We start from the raw sequence: 18,269 nt of genomic DNA on the forward strand, positions 1-18,269 counted from the left end.
GCGCTTAATAAGCAAAATATGGAGAGTGAATATTATGGGAAAATCTAAATTTAATGAAAATACAAGAGTCCAAATACCAGCTTTGGTTCATCTTACAAGATTAGGATATAAATATTTTGGCAAAATTTCTGAATCAGATGCTAATATTTTATACGATCCCGACACTAACATACTAATTGAAATTTTTGAAAAACAATTTAAGAAATTAAATCCTCAATTTAAGGGTGATCCAAAACAAATTTTATTAGAACTTAAACAAGAATTAAATAATGATGACTTGGGACAAAGTTTTTATAAAAAGTTGCTGTCAGTAGAAAAAAAATTAATCGACTTTAATGATATAAATAATAATGTTTTTCATTTTACTGCCGAATTTACATATAAAAATGGTAATGAAGAATTTAGACCCGATATAACATTATTTATCAATGGTTTACCGCTTGTTTTCATTGAAGTTAAAAAACCGAATAATAAAGGTGGCATAATCGCTGAAAGCGAAAGAATGAACAATTTAAGATTTCCTAATAAAAAGTTTAGAAGATTTATGAACATAACTCAATTAATGATATTTTCTAACAATATGGATTATTCTACAAATGATGATGATAATAATTCAATAGAAGGTTCTTTTTATTGTACAACATCAAAAAATAAATCTTTTTTTAATCATTTTCGAGAAGATCCGGTAAACAATAATAAATACTATTTCTATGAAAACTTCCCGTATTTAAATATAGATCCCAATACAGAAAATAAAATTCTCAATGACTTTAACTGTCCTGAGTTACACAATACACCAGAATATAAAGATAACTTAAGTAAGACAACTCCAACTAATAGAATTATTACATCAATGTGTAGTTTTGAAAGACTGTTATTTTTAATCAAATATGGAATTGCATATATAAATTCCACTCGAGAAAAAGATGGGAATATAGTTACTATAAACCAGAAACATATAATGAGATATCAACAAATGTTTGCGAGCCTTGCTATTAAACAAAAACTTGAAGAAGGTAAAAAATCCGGTGTTATATGACATACACAAGGTAGTGGAAAAACAGCGTTGTCTTACTACATTACAAAATACCTAACAGACTATTTTGCAAGCAAAAATTATGTTGCTAAATTTTATTTTATTGTAGATAGATTAGATTTGTTAGAACAATCAAAACAGGAATTCGAAGATAGAGGATTATCTGTTAAAACAGCAAACAGTAAACAAGAATTAATGGAACAATTTAGAACAACTCAATCATTACAAGGAACTAGTGGTCAATTAGAAATTACTGTTGTAAATATACAACGTTTTTATGAAGATAAAAGAAAAATTGAATTACCAAAATACGCAACCAAATTACAAAGAATTTTTATTATAGATGAAGCTCATAGAGGTTATAAACCAGAAGGTAGTTTTTTAAGTAATTTATTTAATGCTGACACTGATTCAATAAAAATTGCATTAACAGGAACACCTTTATTAAATGAAGAAAAAGCTTCTTGAAAAATATTTGGTGAGTATATTCATACATATTACTATGATAAATCTATACAAGATGGATATACATTAAAGATTATAAGAGAAGATATAGAAACATCATACAAAGATAAATTGACAGAAATTTACGACAATCTTGACGTTTTAGTCCAAAAAAAAGACGTAAAAAAATCTTACATAGTTGAACACGATTTATATGTTAAAGAATTAACAAAATATATTATAAATGATATGAAAAACTTTAGAATTCTTCATGATGATAAAACATTGGGTGGAATGGTTATTTGTGAAACGAGCACACAAGCTAAAAAAATGTTTGAAATGTTTGATAAAATACAAACAGAAATGAATGAAAGTTCTTCAAATATAAATAAAAATGACACTAATTTGAAAGCTGGATTAATTCTTCATGATACTGATGATAAAGAAACAAGAAAACAAATTATAAATGATTTCAAAAAAAATATGACTATAGATATTTTAATTGTTTATAACATGCTTCTTACTGGATTTGATGCTCCAAGATTAAAAAGATTATATTTTGGTCGAAAACTAAAAGACCATAACTTATTGCAAGCTATTACACGTGTAAACAGACCATACAAAGATTGTAAATATGGTTTTATTATAGATTTTGCAGATATTAAGAAAAATTTTGAAGAAACTAATGCAGCCTATCTAGAGGAATTAGGAAAATTTAATGATAATAACGAAATAACAAAAACAAATGCATATGATGAAGTTTTAGAAAACGAAGATAAATTAATTGCAAAAGTAAAAAAAGTTAATGAATTGCTATTTAATTACACAACAGACAATTTGGAGGATTTTTCAAAAGAAATTACTAATACCGAAGATAAAAAAGAGTTATTAGAATTAAAAAATGCTCTCAAAGATGCAAGAGATTGTTTTAATAGAGTAAAAACATTTGGAGATGATGAATTAAAATTGAAATTTAGCAAAATGCAAATTAATAGTTTGCCACAGATGATATCAATAGTTACTAATAAAATTGGCATTATTAATCAAAAAAGTTTTTTTAATAATGATAATGGCTTGAAATTATTATTCAATGATTTTTTACTACAAATTGAGTTTAACTTCTCTAAAAATTTAGAAGAGGAATTAAAAATAACTTCAGAATATGATTTAAATGAATTAAATGAAAAATTAAAGATGATATTTTTAAAACTAGAAAAAAATATTGATCCAGACGATCCTGAATTTATAAAAATATATGATGCATTCAGAATAAGATTTAAAGAAAAAGGATTTTCTATATCAACAATGCAAGAATATGAAGACATCTCAAAACACCTTAATGAAAGCGCACAAAAAATCGATAAATTACAAAGAAATAATGATAATTTATGTAAAAAATATAATGGAGATGTTAAGTTTGTTAGATTACATAAAAGAACTAACGAAGAAAATATAAAAAGAAAGGAAAAATCTCTTAATTATATTATTTCAGATAAAGATACTGAAATAATGGAAGTATTTTTAAACCTGAAAAAAGAAATAGATAAAATGGTTTTTGATAATAAACACATTATAAAAAAAGAAGCTTACTTTAATCAAACTATTATGAGTAAAATAACCTCAACACTTAAAATAAAAAATATTGATATAAATAGAGAAGACAAATTTTTTATTTTAGAAAAAATTAAAACAGAATATTTAAATCAATATAATGAAATATATAAAGATTAAAAATGAAGAAAGGAAATTGTTTTGAATTTACAAGTAAAAGAAAAGACTATCAAATTAATTGATGAATTAAAATCAACATGTCAAGTCTATGGAATGGGTAATGATGGAAATGAATACAAAATTATTACGCAAGTTTTTTTATACAAATTTATTAATGATAAATTCGGTTATGAAATAAAAAAAATAAGTAAGGAGTTAAACTCTGCTAAACATTGAGAAGAATCATATGCAAATATGAGCGAAGAAGAAAGACTTAATTTACTTGATGAATTATCAGCCGATGTACCATTGTTAGATCCTCAACATTTAATTTATAACTTATGAAATCAACAAAAAAGAGATGATTTTGCTCTTATTTTTGACCAGATAATGGTTGAAATTTCTAACAAAAATGAGGATATTTTTTCTACTCAAACTGTCCAAAACACTAAAATTCCTATTTTTGAGAAAATAACAATTTATGTAACAGATGAAAATGAACGTTCTAATTTTGCAAGAGCATTAATTGATAAATTAGCAAACTTTTCATTTGAAGAGGTATTTGATGGACATTATGATTTTTTTGCAAATATATTTGAATATTTAATTAAAGATTACAATACAAATGGAGGTGGTAAATATGCAGAATATTACACACCACAATCAATTGCAAAAATTATGGCTAGATTATTAGTGGGAGAAAATAAAAATTATCAAAGTATTGAAATTTATGACCCTTCAGCTGGAACAGGAACTCTTGTTATGGCATTATCTCATCAAATCGGAGAAAATAACTGTACAATATTTGCTCAAGATATCTCTCAACGCAGTAATAAAATGCTTAAACTGAATCTTATTTTAAATGGATTAGTTTCTTCTTTAGATAATGCTATTCAAGGTGATACATTAGTTGCACCATATCACAAAAGCGATGATGGAAAAGATTTAAAAACTTTTGATTTTGTTGTATCAAATCCACCTTTTAAAATGGATTTTTCAGAAACAAGAGAAAAATTAGCTGCTATGCCGTCGAGATTTTGAGCTGGTGTTCCAAATATTCCTGCAAAGAAAAAAGAAAGCATGGCAATTTATACTCTATTTATTCAACATGTAATTAATTCTTTAAAATCTGAAATCGGAAAAGGAGCAATTGTTATTCCTACAGGATTTATTACTTCTAAATCAGGAATAGAAAATAAAATTTTAAAAAAAATAGTAGATGATAAACTTGTATATGGGTGTGTAAGTATGCCATCAAATGTGTTTGCAAACACAGGAACTAATGTATCAGTTCTATTTTTTGATAATGCTAAAAACCATGATAAAGTTATATTAATAGATGCTTCTAAACTTGGTGAAGATTATCAAGATGGAAAGAACAAAAAGAAAAGATTAACAAACTCTGACATTGATTTAATTGTTAATACATTCAATAAAAAAGAAGCTGTTGATTCTTTTTCAGTTGCAGTTTCTTACGATGAAATAAAAGCTAAAAATTATTCATTAGCAGCAGGTCAATATTTTGATATTAAAATCGAATTTGTTGAATTAAGTCCTGAAGAATTTTCTTCAAAAATGAATCATTATAAAAAAGAATTACAAGAACTATTTGATGAAGGAGATAAACTTAATGATGAAATTATGGAGCAATTAAGGAAAATTAAATATGAGTAATTTTGATTTTGAAAAATTAGACAAGCATTTTTTTGTTACTAAATTGGCAGGTTTTGAATATTCAAAATATATTCAACCCTACACAACTAATAAAAAGCAAAATGCAGATGATATACCTTTAATTCAGGGAAAGAATATAAAAAATGGTTTGTTTATAAAAGAATATGACTGATACATTAGAAAAGATATTTCCGATTCATTAAAAAGAAGCACCCTTAATAAAAAAGCAATTTTAATTCCTTATGTTGGAAGTATAGGAGAAGTTGGTATTTTTGATAATTATGAAACTTGTCACCTTGGAAGTAATGTTGCAAAATTAGAACTAAAAGATGATACATACAACCTTGAATATGTAAAATATTATCTTCAAAGTCCTCTTGGTCAATTATTTCTTTTAAGAGAAAAGCAAGGCTCTATGCAGCAAAACATAACAATGCAAAGTATAAGAAACACATTAATTATAAAAAGGATAATGAACGAGCAAAATAAAATAGTTAATATTTTAAAGACTTTAGATAAAAAAATAGAAATAAATAACAAGATAAACGATAATTTATTTATCTAATCTTCAATAGTTACTTGACCATTTATTAAAAGCGGTAGAAGAAAATCTTTTAGTTTTATAAATTCATCATTTTCAATATTGTTTTTTTCTATAACTTTTATAAAAGAGTTTAATGTATTTAAAATATTTTCATCTTCAGGTATAAAAACAGGTATATTATCAATATCGTTTTTTGATATAAATTTTACAATTGAACCCGTTGATGAATACTTAAATGAATTCATTCTATAAACACAAGATAAATATAATAAAGTATAATATTTATATTTTGGTGTTAACACATATGTTCTTTGATATGCATTAAATTTTCCGGTATAGTGTTTTACATTAAAATCTCCATTACCAGCTATAAGAATTGAAGAATTATCAAATGAAAATTCGTTACATAATAGTGTTGAATTAGAACACGTAAAAAATTTATATTTTCCATTATTAGTTGAAAAATTTGCATCTTTTTTCCCTGTTTTTACATGCGCTATAGATTTTACATTAGATTTTTTATATTTAATTTTATTTTTAGATATATTAAACATCATATTTTCATAAATAATCTTCATCTGTGCATATAAATTATCGTTTATCTGAGTATTTATATTCAATCAAAAACTGAAGTAGATTGAAGAACAGCACTTAGCGTCGTTCTTTTTTAGGAGGACGACATATGAAAGAAAAAATTATAAAAAATATTATGCAAAAGATGCAAAACATTTTAAATAACAAACAAATGAATCAGTTAAAACAAACATTAAATTATGAATTTAAAGAAATATTCGAAGAAAATAAGGGTGATAAATCAAATAAAGAATTAATAGACTTATTTATAGATTCTAAAAAATTAGAAGGTTGTTCAGATAACACAATAAAATACTATATATCAACTATAAATTTAATGTTAAAATTTGTTAATAAATACATAAACGAAATAGATACTAATGATTTAAGAAATTATTTATCTAATTATCAAAAACAAAATAACTCTAGTAAAATAACAATAGATAATATTCGTAGAATTTTATCCAGTTTCTTTTCATGACTAGAAGATGAAAATTACATTATTAAAAGCCCAGTAAGACGAATAAAAAAAGTTAAATCACCTATAAAAATAAAAGAAACTTACTCAGATGAAGAACTAGAAATTATGAGAGATAATGTAAATAATTATAGGGATTTAGCATTAATAGACATTTTAGCTTCAACGGGAATGAGAGTTGGAGAATTAGTAAAATTAAATATTGAAGATGTTGATTTTAATGAAAGAGAGTGTTTAGTATTAGGAAAGGGAAATAAAGAAAGAATTGTGTATTTCGATGCAAGAACAAAAATACATTTAAAAAATTATCTTAATTCAAGAAATGATAACAACAATGCTCTTTTTATTTCACTTAAATATCCATATAATAGAATGAGTATTAATGGTATAGAGTGCAGACTCAAAAAAATCGGAGAAAAGTTAAATATAAAAAGAGTTCACCCTCATAAATTTAGAAGAACTCTTGCTACTATGGCAATAGATAAAGGTATGCCAATAGAACAAGTCCAAAGATTATTAGGACATGAAAAAGTGGATACAACACTTAAATATGCTATGGTAAAACAAAGTAATGTAAAAATAGCACATCAAAAATATATAGGATAAGAGGTGATAATGTGAAAAAATATAAGAAATTAACTGAAGTGGCAGAAATTATTACCGGGAAATTAGATTCAAATGCTGCTAATGATAAAGGAATATACCCATATTTCACTTGTGGTGCAGAACCACTAAGAATTGATGAATTTGCATATGATATGGATGCTATATTGCTTGCTGGGAATAATGCACAAGGAAATTTTCACTGTCAGAGATATAAAGGTAAATTTAATGCTTACCAAAGGACATACATCATAACTGCTAAAATTGGATATGATATTGATTATATTTTCTATAATTTAAAAATAAACTTAAGTAATTTTAAGAGATTATCTCAAGGTTCGCAAACAAAATTTTTAACAATGAATATTTTAAATTCATTCTTGATAGAAGATTTACCATTTAATAAGCAAATAGAAAAAACAAAAATACTATGTGCGTTGGACAAAAAAATAATGCTTAACAATCAGATAAACGATAATTTATTCAATCAATTAAGTACATTATACAATTATTGGTTTATTCAATTTGAATTTCCAGATAATAACCTAAAGCCTTACAATACGAATTCGGAAAAATTTGTTTATAGTGAAGCTCTAAATAAAGAAATCCCTGAAAATTGGACTATCGAAACATTGGCTAATAATTCTATTTCATCGATAATAAAACCTGGTATCGATAAATTTGACCATAAAACTTACTATGCTACTGCTGATATAAATAACAAAGATATATCTGTAGGAAGCAAGATATCGTATGATAATCGAGAAAGCAGAGCTAATATGCAGCCTATTAAAAATTCTGTATGGTTTGCTAAAATGAAAAATAGTGTTAAACACCTGTTTATTACAGATAATATGAATTTTATGATTAAGGATGGTATTTTATCTACAGGTTTTTGTGGTTTAGACTGTAATGAATTAGCTTTTGAATATATTGCATCTTTCATATCAAGCCCATATTTTGAAATCAGAAAAGATATTTTATCTCATGGAGCTACACAAGAAGCTGTTAATAATGATGATTTAAATTCTATTAACATTCTAATTCCGGATAAAGAAACTTTACTAAAATTTCATAGAATAGCAAACCCAATTTATAAACAAATTACTGAAAATATTTGCTCAAATAGGAAACTGCAAGAAATTAGAGACTTTTTATTACCACTACTTATGAATAGTCAAGTAACAATAGAGTAAGTAGCTAAATTATCGTTTATATAACAAAACATTAATAACAAAAACCAAATTTAAAATTATTAAAAGTGTAAGCTATTGCTATTACACTTATATTATTATTCGCAAATTCATGCGGTAAATTCGTATTTACACATTAATTTAAATACAAATAATTTACTTAAAAATCTTTTCGTTATTAAGAAATAAAAAAACAACAAAAATATTGTTGTTTTTTCTTTTTTGTTTATTTTTTGAAAAATATTTTTTATATTTATAATCTAAAACCATATGTATCATCATTATAACCTGCATAATAATCTACAGTTGTTGCAATATTAGTATTTTTAGCTTCACTTCCTTTTGCATCTCATAGCAACAATTGTTTATATTCTTTATTATTTGAGGATACATAATATTTGTCAATTACTTCAAAATAAGTTTCAATTGCTTTATTAATTTTATTTTGATGTCTTCAAAAATCATCGTATTTTCCGTTATCAGCTATTTGATTATATTCTCGTTCCAAATTATTTGTTTGACTTTCTAATTGTTTATATAATGAAGTTTTTTTAACGTCTTCAGGTAATTTTTCAAAAAGTGAAAATATCATTTTTCTTACATATTCATTAAACACATAGTAATCACCAGTACCTTTTAATTTTAAGTAATTTCATCTATAATTTTTTCAGTAATATTGTGCAAAATGTCCAATATCTCAACCATTATATTGATTTGAAATTAAATTACCTGCTTTAGATTTGATTTCTTTTATAAATTGTTCGATGTTTTCTCAAGGTTCTATATAAGAAGAATCATCATCTGATTTTTGAAGATCTCAAATTAATTTTTTAAGATAGCTAAATGTAAGATTTTCATGCTCGTTTTTAGGTTTAGGAACAGAAAAATCATCAAAATTCATATATGCATTTACTGCTTTATATAAATGAGAATAAAATCCATCTAATCTTTTACTTCAAACTTTATATGATGCTAATAATGGTAAATATCCATATAATTTTCTGAATTTTTGAACATAAAGACCAGGTTTATTTTGTTCATTATATCCAACATATAATTTCAATTTGTTTTTTAATAAATCCATTTCTTGTTCATAATATTTAACCGAATTAAAAAATAGGTTTCGATAATTTACATAATCAGAAGCAGTTAATGATTGTTTATCTTGCTTTTCATATTTTGCAATAAATTTTTCTTCTAAATCATTATAAAGATTTTTTGTTTCATCTATTCTTTGTACATCTTTTATTTGAATATGATTATCAGTTCTGTTTTTATATCCATTTTCATTATTATTCATTTCTGTTATTTCAATAAATTTTTTAACGTCTTCTACTAAACTATTTAAATTTTCTTCAAGATTTAAATTTGATTTTGAAGAATAATTTTTTGCAGTTTGATTAGATTTTATTGATTTTTTGTTTATTAGTGTTTGTAAGAAATTGATTTTATTATTTACTGCAGTTATTTTTCCTTCGAATTGTTGTTTATCTTTTTTTAATAAATACTTATCTGACTGAGTGTTATTTACTTTAGAATTTACGTATTTTAGACTTCTACCTCATGTATCTGGTGCATCGATTAATGTATTTTTTGCATTTACAAGGGAATTTTTATATTCATTTTGTTTATTTAAATTTTCTAAAGCTAAAGCATGTTCTTTTTCATATTCTTTTTTATTATCATTAATTTTTTGGAGATTTTGCTGTACATCATTATAAATAGATTTTATATTTGTTTGATAATTTGATTTTTCATAATCAACTGCAGATATTTTTGTTTTTAGATAATCTAAATTTTTATATTCTTCTTTACTTTCATCAATTCTTTCATTTTCAGGTTCATTAAGAATTTCATCAATAACAGCTATTATTTGTTTTCTTAACTCATTATATGAATCTTTTTGTAATTTACTATAAGAATTTCTAGCTTCTATAAATGTTTGATCGTTTAAGGTTTTATTAGTATGTGAATGATTTTGCATTGCTTCAGATAATTTATTATCAATAGTAAGTGAATTACTGTCCATAAATTCAATTACTTTATTAATTGTTTTTAGATCACCAAATATTTTTGTTATTTCTGTTTTTGTTGAATTAAAAACAGTTTTAGCAGTTGTTAATTGATGAATAACAACATTTCTTCTAAGTATAGAAGTTTTTACTTCATTATATTTTTCATTTAAAGTATCAAATGAAGATTCAACTTGATTTATTGTTGGATTATGTTCTGGTAATGCCACATTATCCTGAGTGTTTTTTGCAATAGCTAATTCTAAATTTAAATCTTTGTAATTAGGATTATTTAATGTTTGATTAACATAATCTCCAACTTCTTTACTTAGTTTTTCATACTTGTTATATTCTTTTATTGACTCATTAGCAGCATCTAATATTTCTTTAGCTTTTGCATATTTTTCAGGTGTTTTAGGATCAACTAATGTTTTATCAGCTTCTGATTTAGCTTCTTTAAATTCTTTAGTATATTTTTGTTTTAAATCATCATCTTTAATATCATTGATTTGCTCATTAATTTCATTAAATTTAGTTAATGATTTTTCATACTCTGCTTTATTTTTATCAAGTTCTTCTTGTTTTTTATCATTTAAAGTTTTATTTAAAGCATCAATTGCTTTTTTAGCTGCATCATATGCTTCTTTTTGTTTTTGTTTGTCTTCTCCCGCTCCTTGAAGACTAGTTGCTAATTCTCTATCAATTTCTGATAGTTTATTGTCATAGTATGCTTTTGTTTCAGGATAGTTACCTTCAAGTTCATTAGAAGTTGCTTGTGCTTGTTGTCTTGTTTTTTCAAAATCATTTTTTGATTTATCTAATTGTGCTTTTAATAACACACCTTCTAAGTGTTGTTTTTGAGTGTTGTAATCTTCAATTGTTATAGAAGATGGGTTGGTATTTGTTTTTGCATTTATAGCATCTTTTGCAACTTCTTTAGCTTTATCTAATACATCAATGATTGCTTTTTCATTTGTATCTTTGCTATTTAATTGTTTTTTAAATTCATCTATTTTATCAACAATATTTAAATAATTTTCTTCAGCTTTATTTAAATCAATATCAGCTTTAGCTTGTTTTAATGCTTCTTTTGCATCTTCATATGCTTGTTTAATTTCTTGAGGAGTTTTTGCAGTAGCTAAAGCTTGTTTAAGTGAACCATTTTCATCAGTAATTTTATCTATTGCATCTTTGTATTTTTGTAATGATTTTGGATAATTATTAAATTCTGAATCTGCTACAATACTATCTTTTTCAGTTTTGTAATTATTTTTAGAAGTTTCTACTATTTTAGCATTATTAATTGCTTCTTGAAGTTTATCTTTAAATTCTTTATATTTTTCTGGATTTAAAATATCATCATTTGAAATATTGCTTTGTTTATAAGTTTCTAAAGCATCAGCTAATATTTTTTTAGCTTCCTCTTGATCATCTGATAATTTCTTTTTATAATCTGATACTTTATTATATTTATTTATATATTCATCAAATTTATCTTTTATTGAATTTAATTGTGGGATTTGTGATTTTATTATTTCAGTTGCATTATCAATTTCTTGAGATGTAGAAACAGGATTTTCTTTATCTCTTATATCTTTTTGTGCTTTTAATTTGCTTATTACTGATTCTTTAACTTTTTCGTATTTTGAAGTATTTTTATTATCTATAAATTTATTTAAAATATCTTCATATACTTTATCAAAATCAGATTTTGATTTAGCTAAAATTGCAGCATCATATGCTTGTTGTAGTTTTGGAAGTGATTCTTTTATAATTTCAATTGTTGGTTTTGAGTTTGAAAGTGGTTTTGCATCTTCTTGATCTTTTATTTCTTTTAATACTTTTGCAATTTCTGGGTATTGAGTGTGTTTGTTTATATCTTCTACATTAGTTTCATCTAATTTATTTAATAATTCACTTGCTTTTTTAGATAAATTATCATAAGCATTTTGGAAAATGTTGAATTCTTTATTTTTTGCATCATTTAATGCATTTGTTAAATCTTCTTTTGCTTGATTTATTGATTTTTGAGTTACATCTTGTTTTGTTTTATTTGATTTTTGTAATTCAATAGCAGAATCTAAATTTACTTTTAAATCACTTATCAATGATCTTTGTAAGTTAGTTATATTAGCATTTAAATCTTTATCAAGAGTGATTAAAAATTCAGTAGCTTGTTTTGCTGTATTGTCAAATTTAACTGATTCATTTAAAATTTCTTGTTCTTTAATTAATTCATTTAATGCATCTTTTAATTGTTGTTCAGTTGAACTGCTACTTTCTTTTACACCTTTTGCTATTTGTAATTTTAATAAAATTCTAGAAACTGAATCTTCATGCTCAGGTTTTGTAACAAAAGTTCCATTTTTATTTTCTTGTAAATTATTTTTAACGTAATCTTCAATTTCTTTAATTTTATCTTCTAACTTAACTTTTGCTTGATCTCTTTTTGCTTTGTTTGTGCTATATTCTTCAGTAGTCTTAGTTATTGCTTTTGACAATTCTTGTGCTTTTGAATCAAAATTTTCTTTTGTTTTGTTATTATCATCTTTAAAAAACTTTTGTAATTCTGTTACTTTATTTTTTAAAGTATTATAAAGTTCTTTATCATCTTTATTTAAAATAGGTTTTTGAATTTCACTTAATTTATCTTCTGCAGATTTAACTTGATTGTCATAATTGTCTTTTGAATTTTTTAAATCTTTTGATGTATTGAAAATTTCATTTAATTTGTTAATTGATTTTTGAATATCTTCAACCTCAATTTTGTCTTTCAACTGAAGTAAATCAGCATTAGGATCTTTTTCAACTAACTTAGACTCATCTTTAACTGATTTTGTTAAAGGATCTTTAATAAAATCAAAATCGTTATTATTTGCTAAATTTATATCAATATAATCATTAATTGCATTTTTAAGAGTTTCAAATTCTCTAAATTTACGGTTTTTATTTGTTTTTTCTTTTTCTTCTTTTGCTTTATTAAGCGCTTCTTGGATGTCAGAAGATGCTTGTTGTGTTGCTTTTATTTTTTCTTTTTTAGTTTCTTTGTTATTATCAATAATTGTTTGAAGATCTGCTTTTATTTTATTAATTTTTGATTCTAAATTTTGTTTAATCACAGAATGTTTATCATCTAAAGAATTTTTATATGTTTCTGTTTCTGCAACCCTTTTGTTGTACTCTTTAGTTGCTTCATCTAAGTCTATTTGATCTTTTTTGGAATCAATTTCATTTAGTTTTGTTTCTAATTTATCTTTTGCTTCTTTTATTTGATCACTTGTTGATATTGCGTCTTTTTTAGCAACAACTCCATCAGTTTCTGTTTTTGTTGTTGATAATTGTTGTTTTAGATCTAAATAATTATTTTTACTATCTAATTTTTTTAATAAATTATTCACTAAATTTACAACTTGATTGTAAGAATTATTTTCTGACTCACGTTTTTCTTTTGTTTGTTCTATTTTTTGTTTTATTTCTTCAAATTTAGTGTTCAATTCGTTTGAGAATTTTTGTAATTCTGAAGCTTTTGTTAGATTTTCAATTGCACTTTTGGTTTCATTCAATTTTGTTTGTAATTTAGCGATTGAACTCTTGTCCTCTGGATGATTATTTTGTTTAATATATTCTTCAATTTCTTCTAAAATTTTATCTATACCTAATTTAGCTTCTTTTTTATTTTTAATTTTTGCTTCGTAATTTTTTAAAGCTTCTGTTAAATCTAAAATTTGTCTTGTAGTAGAATTTTTATCATTTCTTATCGTTTTTTGGTCATTAATTAATTGAGAAATTTCATTTCTTATAGAATAATAATTACGAATACTTAACTCGTTTTTTATTTCATTTATTTTTTTAACTTGTGCATCATAAGAAGCGATTGCTTCTGTTTTTTTAGCTTCTAAAGCATCGACTATTTTATTTCCTGATTCATATATTTGATCAAATGTTTTTGGATTAATATCTTTAGCTTCAGTTTCTAAAATATCTAATACATATTTTTGAATTTCTGGATATTTTCCATCACTAAAACTTTCTATAAAATCTTCTGCTAATTTTATTGCTGTTTCAAGTGAATTAGTTGCATTATTTCTAAATGTATCATTTACTTGTTTCTCAATTTTTGCAGCTTCTATGTAATTTAAAATACTATTTATATTTTCATAGATAATATTAAAATCATCAGTTTCCATTCCTGAATCATATTTTTCTTTTGCGTTATTTAATAATAAGTTTTTGGTATTTTCATCGTCAGGAGTGATTAATGTTCCATTTGCATATTTTATTGCTTTATCATAAGTTATTTGAAGCTCTTGTTTTGAAACTTTATGTGCTTTTTTAGTTGCATCTTCAAGTTCTTTAATTAATTTATATTTAGCTTCTAAAATATCACCTACAGAAGAAGTATTTAAATCAATATCTTTTGTAATTTGATCGCGATTAATTATTTCGCTATCATATAATTCTTTATAAAATTCATGTTGTGCAAGAGGATTTTTAATAAAATCATTTAATTTTCTTAATTCCATTTCGTAATCTGCATAAGCAATTTGTCTAATATCATTATCTTTAATTGCTTTGTCTTTTTTAGTCTTTTCAAAAGCTTCTTTAAGTATTTTTACTTGCTCATCAATCTCTTGTTGAGTTGATTCATAGTTAACATGTCTATCAGTATTTAATTTTATATTTTCAAGTGATTTTTTTAAATCTTCATATTCTTTATATTTTAAATTTTTACTTATATATGTTTCAACTTCCTGACTTAAAGTTTTATATTTTTCAAAATTTAATTGTTTTTGCTTATTTATCATTTCTTTAAATTTGTTTAATGCAAATTTAAGATTATTAATTTTTGTTTGAACTTTTGAAAAATTATCTTCAAAAAGATTTAAAACTGGGTTGTTGTCTAAAATATTTTGAACGATTCTTGTTAAAAATTCATCATGACTTAAATTATTTACCTTAAAATCATTTAATTCTTTTCATAATTTATCTTGTTCTTTTATTAAATTACTTAATTTTTGTTCTTGAATAATAAAAGTACTAGATGTAGCTGCTAAGGTTGTGGTAGCTACTGCTAAAAATGCAAGCATTAATTGCTTGTGTTTTCTATTCATATTTCTCCTAAATATTACTTGTATAAATTACATTTTTATATTAAATATGGCATAGAATATATATATATATATATATATAAAATTTGCATACTTATGACTAATAATTATACACTCTTTTTTATTATATTATTTTAAAAAAATATAAAAATTTGTAAAAAATAACATTGTTTTGCTTTTATTTAACTTTTTTTTAATTTTTTTGTAAAAAATATGAATTTTAAGAAATAAAAAATGAAAATGGAATTTTTCCATTTTCATTAATTTATTTTGTGTTTATAAATTTAAATTCCTGTGGAATATTATTTTCTTCAAATCCTTGCTTAAATAGTCAAGTTTTATTTAATTTCTTAGCATCATGAAGATCTTTTAAAGCTTGACGATATGATGTTTTTTGATCTTTTCCTCCACCATAAATTAAATCGTATTGTGGTAGGTTATAATCACCAAAAGCTCCTTGGTAATTAAATCCTTCAGATCTTAATGCAAGTACAAAATCTGTTTTAGCTGCAGGGATAATAGTTGAGTGTAATCCAACTATTTTATAATCTTGATTTCTAACGCTTGAACCAGATGATCCACCTGCTGCTACATAATGCCTTAACATATATTGAAGACCTGTATTTAAGTATTGTTTTAACTGACCATTATCATATGTTTCATATAATTTACCACCTCTTATAGGTGAAACAATAAATGCATCATTTATTCCCGGTTTATTAGCAAATGAACGAAGTCCTATTTGATAAGATAATCAGTTTCCCCTTTTTAATTTGTTCTCTTCGATATTTGAAGGTGCATCTTCTCCATTGGTTTGTGCATAATAGAAGCGATAATCTGAATTAGTTCATAAACTATGATAAGATTGTTTAGCTTCAAATTCTTGATAATCTTCATATCTTCTTAAGAAAAAATCTTCATTTGAAACAGGGTACCCTAGTGCAAATAATTCATCAACTTGTTTAGGGGATTCATTTTTATATTTTATTAGTGGATAGTCAATTTTATCGTAATTTTTTAAATATGATTCAGAAATAAAGTGTGACTTTTTCTTCTCATCTAAATGATAATAATCATTTGTAACATCTCTTGCTAATGCTTGTGCTTCATTTGTTCATACTACTGGTTTAAAGTTAACAGTTTGATAAACTCCCTGAACATTACTATCTTTTATTAAACCTTCAAAATCTACTTCAATAACAGCAAAATCAGCCATTTCTTCAACATTGTCATATCTAGATTTTAAATCTTTTGCTAAAAATTCTTTAGGAGAAGATTTTAGATAATCAAGTGCATCATAAACTTTAACTACATTATTTTTAATGTTTTCACCTGAGAATAAAAATGATTTATAATGGGTATCAAAACCTGTAATTCTTAATTTTGAGTTAAGTCCAACATCTTTATTTAATCTTGTTAAAGCAAAACCTTGAAATGTAGGACTTGACATTAATTTTGCAACGTGTGAATTAGTTGCAAAAAATCATTTTGTAGGATAAGACTTATCTTCTGGAATTTCGTAGTCAATTATTCATAAAGTACCAGTAGCACTTTGGAAATTTCTTCCTGCTTGAGCATCTTTTTTAAATTGCTCAATTTTCTTTTGATATTCAGAAATAATAAATTCAGGAGTATAACTTTGTACTTTTTGAATTTCTTCATCTAATTTAGCAATTTTAGCTTTATATTGATTTTCTAATGATTCTAAATCATGAGATTCTTTTGTTTGTTTTTTAGTTGATTCATATTCTAATTTTGCTGATTCTTTTTCAAAATTAATATCTTTAATAATGTTATCTTTATAATTTTGTAATTTTTCTGGATGTTGATCTCAAGTCTTAACTTCTTCAATTCCCCGTTCATAAGCGGCTATTTGTTCTTGAAATTCTTCTTTATATGAAAAACTACCTATAAATGTTTGTAATGCGATATCACGATAAGTTTCATTTGTTAACATCCTTGCAAGTCCAACTGCTCGATTTGGATCTCTATCTTCAAGAAAATCAATTTTTGAAAATAATTCAGGAGATAATGATGGACCAAATGAAAGTCCATCTACTTTACCATTAGCATCATAAACTGGTAAGGTAAAACCTTTGTATGCACTGTTTTCATATGTATCTAAACCAATTTTAGCTGCTATATCATTAAATTGTTTAGCGTGATTTTGGTTATATTTTAAATCACTTCTTACAACATCAACACCACTATTTTGAAATTGACCTTTTAGACCTTTCATATATTCTGTATTATCTTTTTCAAATCTTTCTTTTTGATTTAAGGCATGATATTTTTCAATTTCGTTTTTCTCTATTTTGATATTTGTATGTAAAGTACCATCATCAGAAACTCCAAATTGAGTGGTTTTAAATCCTGTTAATGGGTATTTCTTATGAATAATATTTGAAGTTTGTTTTGATTTAATTTCAAATACAAATGTTAAATTACCTGTAGCATTAGCGTTATCTTCTAATTTAACATCTAATAATTTTGTTTCTATTTCTGAACTAAAATTTGGTTTTAATTGAATGTTTAAAAGATCATCTTTTTGACTACTAATTGTTTCGGGGGTATAATCTTTTTTTGTACCTCTTGTAAAGTTAAGAGTAAATAGTTCATCAAATGATTTAGCGGCTATTTTTCTTAATTCTTGTGGAACTGATATAGTGTTATTTGTTGTACTGGTGTTTGTATTTGTTGAATTTTCATTTTGATTATTTTTATCTGCTTGTTTGTTATTATTATCTTTATTATTTTTATTAGTTTCTTTTGGATTTTGTTGTGTCTGAGTTTGTTGTGGGTTTGCACAACTAATTGCAACTAGAGGACTTAAAAGTCCTAAAGTTGCAAAAATAGTTAAAAAATGTTTTAAATTATTTTTTTTCATACTAACA

General features: G+C 24.2%; 8 protein-coding genes. 5 read left to right on the forward strand and 3 right to left on the reverse strand.

Going from position 1 to position 18,269, the window contains the following annotated elements:
• The first annotated feature begins 34 nt into the window (after positions 1 to 34).
• The 3 genes from KQ877_RS01150 to KQ877_RS01160 are packed head-to-tail and all read left to right on the forward strand — an operon-like array spanning position 35 to position 5,429.
• Complete coding sequence (locus tag KQ877_RS01150) at positions 35 to 3,211, forward strand: type I restriction endonuclease subunit R (protein ID WP_216535794.1); 3,177 nt, start codon at positions 35 to 37, stop codon at positions 3,209 to 3,211.
• Between the two features lie 21 nt (positions 3,212 to 3,232).
• The gene (locus tag KQ877_RS01155; RefSeq protein ID WP_246777995.1) at positions 3,233 to 4,864 is read left to right on the forward strand and encodes an HsdM family class I SAM-dependent methyltransferase; all 1,632 of its coding nucleotides are present in this window, start codon (positions 3,233 to 3,235) and stop codon (positions 4,862 to 4,864) included.
• Entirely contained in the window at positions 4,857 to 5,429 is a 573-nt protein-coding gene (locus KQ877_RS01160; protein WP_216535795.1) for a restriction endonuclease subunit S, read from the forward strand. The genes KQ877_RS01155 and KQ877_RS01160 overlap by 8 nt, the downstream gene beginning before the upstream one ends.
• Here the strand turns inward: KQ877_RS01160 and KQ877_RS01165 are convergent.
• Complete coding sequence (locus KQ877_RS01165; protein ID WP_246777996.1) at positions 5,426 to 5,986, reverse strand: restriction endonuclease subunit S; 561 nt, start codon at positions 5,984 to 5,986, stop codon at positions 5,426 to 5,428. The two genes, KQ877_RS01160 and KQ877_RS01165, sit on opposite strands and share 4 nt — an antisense overlap.
• Positions 5,987 to 6,090: 104 nt before the next feature.
• Here KQ877_RS01165 and xerA point away from each other — a divergent pair, with 104 nt between their 5' ends.
• Together xerA and KQ877_RS01175 are read left to right on the forward strand one after the other, a co-directional pair.
• Positions 6,091 to 7,065 carry a site-specific tyrosine recombinase/integron integrase gene (gene xerA, locus KQ877_RS01170; protein WP_216535796.1) on the forward strand — a complete coding sequence of 325 codons (975 nt, stop codon included), beginning with the start codon at positions 6,091 to 6,093 and terminating at the stop codon, positions 7,063 to 7,065.
• A gap of 11 nt (positions 7,066 to 7,076) precedes the next feature.
• A complete protein-coding gene (locus KQ877_RS01175; protein ID WP_216535797.1) occupies positions 7,077 to 8,258 on the forward strand; it encodes a restriction endonuclease subunit S in 1,182 nt (393 codons plus the stop codon).
• 250 nt (positions 8,259 to 8,508) lie between these two features.
• Here KQ877_RS01175 and KQ877_RS01180 read toward each other — a convergent pair whose 3' ends face one another.
• Positions 8,509 to 15,378, reverse strand: a complete 6,870-nt coding sequence (locus KQ877_RS01180) for a hypothetical protein (RefSeq protein WP_216535798.1) — start codon at positions 15,376 to 15,378, stop codon at positions 8,509 to 8,511.
• Positions 15,379 to 15,640: 262 nt separating this feature from the next.
• Positions 15,641 to 18,262, reverse strand: a complete 2,622-nt coding sequence (gene mip / locus KQ877_RS04125) for an Ig-specific serine endopeptidase MIP (RefSeq protein ID WP_216535799.1) — start codon at positions 18,260 to 18,262, stop codon at positions 15,641 to 15,643.
• Between the last annotated feature and the right edge of the window lie 7 nt (positions 18,263 to 18,269).

The sequence above is a fragment of the Mycoplasma zalophi genome (assembly GCF_018914005.1).
Taxonomy (GTDB): domain Bacteria; phylum Bacillota_I; class Bacilli_A; order Mycoplasmatales; family Metamycoplasmataceae; genus Metamycoplasma; species Metamycoplasma zalophi_A.